This window comes from Microcystis sp. LE18-22.4A (assembly GCF_027531105.1).
GTDB lineage: Bacteria > Cyanobacteriota > Cyanobacteriia > Cyanobacteriales > Microcystaceae > Microcystis > Microcystis aeruginosa.
This window is the reverse complement of the sequence record NZ_JAPZRB010000524.1, coordinates 1-1478: the sequence shown is the minus strand read 5'-3', so window position 1 is coordinate 1478 and position 1478 is coordinate 1. Positions and strand designations below refer to the sequence as shown.

The window sequence follows — 1478 nt, the reverse complement described above, 5'->3', positions numbered from 1 at the left end:
ACTAAAATCTTGACAATCCGATGCTCTACAGGTTAACTTAAAATAAGTTGTTTGAGGTCGATAAACAATGATTGTCTTAGAAATGAAAGCCGTGGTTAAACCAAGTCAGTGTTCTGCCATTGATGAAGCTATTCGTACAGTACAATTCATCCGTAATAAGGCTTTAAGGCTTTGGATGGATGCCAAGAGAGAAGACAAAATCGATAAATATTCTCTCAATAAATATTGTGCAGTTCTCGCTAAACAGTTCAAGTTTGTCGATACTCTAAATTCTACTGCTAGACAAGCATCGGCCGAACGAGCTTGGTCAGCTATTGCTCGTTTCTATGACAATTGTAAGAAAAAGGTTAAAGGTAAAAAGGGTTATCCCAAGTTTCAGAAAAATAATCGTTCTGTGGAATATAAAAACTCCGGATGGAAATTATCGGAGGATAGAAAGAAAATCACTTTCACAGATAAGAAAAACATTGGCACGGTTAAACTAAAAGGAACCAGAGACTTAAACTTTTACCCTATTGACCAAATTAAACGAGTTAGGATTGTTAAACGAGCAGATGGTTATTATGTCCAATTCTGTCTTAGCGTTGATATTCGGGAATATGCTAAACCCCTAGAACCAACAAAAAGATGTGTGGGATTGGATGTAGGTTTAAAAGTTTTCTACGCTAATAGTGATGGGGAAACAGTAGAAATACCGCAATACTATCGCCAAGCAGAAAAAAGATTAAACCGACTGAATCGGAAGAAATCTAAAAAGTTTAGAAAAGGTCAACCCCAATCAAACAACTACCAAAAAGCTAGAAAGAGATATGCTAGAAAGCATTTAAGAGTAAGTAGGCAACGTAAAGGCTTTGTCGAAAAAGAGGCATTGCGCGTCATTAAATCTAACGATTTCATCGCTTACGAAAACTTAAATATTCAAGGCATGGTAAAAAACTCTAGACTAGCTAAATCTATCAATGATGTGGCTTGGTCAACTTTCCGACAATGGTTAGAATATTTTGGTTTTAAATATGGTAAGGCTACAGTAGCAGTAGCCCCCCATAACACGAGTCAAAATTGCTCTAATTGTGGTCAAAAAGTCCCTAAATCTCTATCTACAAGAACCCATATTTGTCCTGACTGTGGCTATGTAGAAGATAGAGATATTAACGCCGCTATCAATATTCTCAAAAAGGGACTAAGTACCGTGGGACACACGGAAACTAATACGCTTGGGGAGAGATTCCCTCTGGTTTGGTTGGATACGTCCTGCCAGATTAAGGAAACTCAGTGAACCAAGAATCCCTCGCTTAAGCGCGATGGGAGTGTCAATGTTGTGTCCTACTGCTAATACCTAGGGTCTGCTGAAAAAGTTTTTCCTGGGGGTAGGAGTCAGGAGTCAGGAGTCAGTAGCCAGTCGTTTCAGGCTTTGTTGCCCTTGTTTTTTGTACCAAGCGATGTACTACAAGAAGGATAATGCAAGGTTTTTGAAAGTC

General features: G+C 38.6%; 1 protein-coding gene. It reads left to right on the top strand.

Features of this window, described 5'->3' with window-relative positions; translation table 11 throughout:
• The first annotated feature begins 67 nt into the window (after positions 1-67).
• Positions 68-1276: an RNA-guided endonuclease InsQ/TnpB family protein gene (locus tag O9295_RS22295; RefSeq protein ID WP_002798130.1), complete on the top strand. Its 1209-nt coding sequence runs from the start codon at positions 68-70 to the stop codon at positions 1274-1276.
• Positions 1277-1478: the final 202 nt, after the last annotated feature.

Bases quoted from the DNA above. Each gene is read 5' to 3' on its own strand.
- O9295_RS22295 (WP_002798130.1), top strand. From the start codon at position 68: ATGATTGTCTTAGAAATGAAAGCCGTGGTTAAACCAAGTCAGTGTTCT.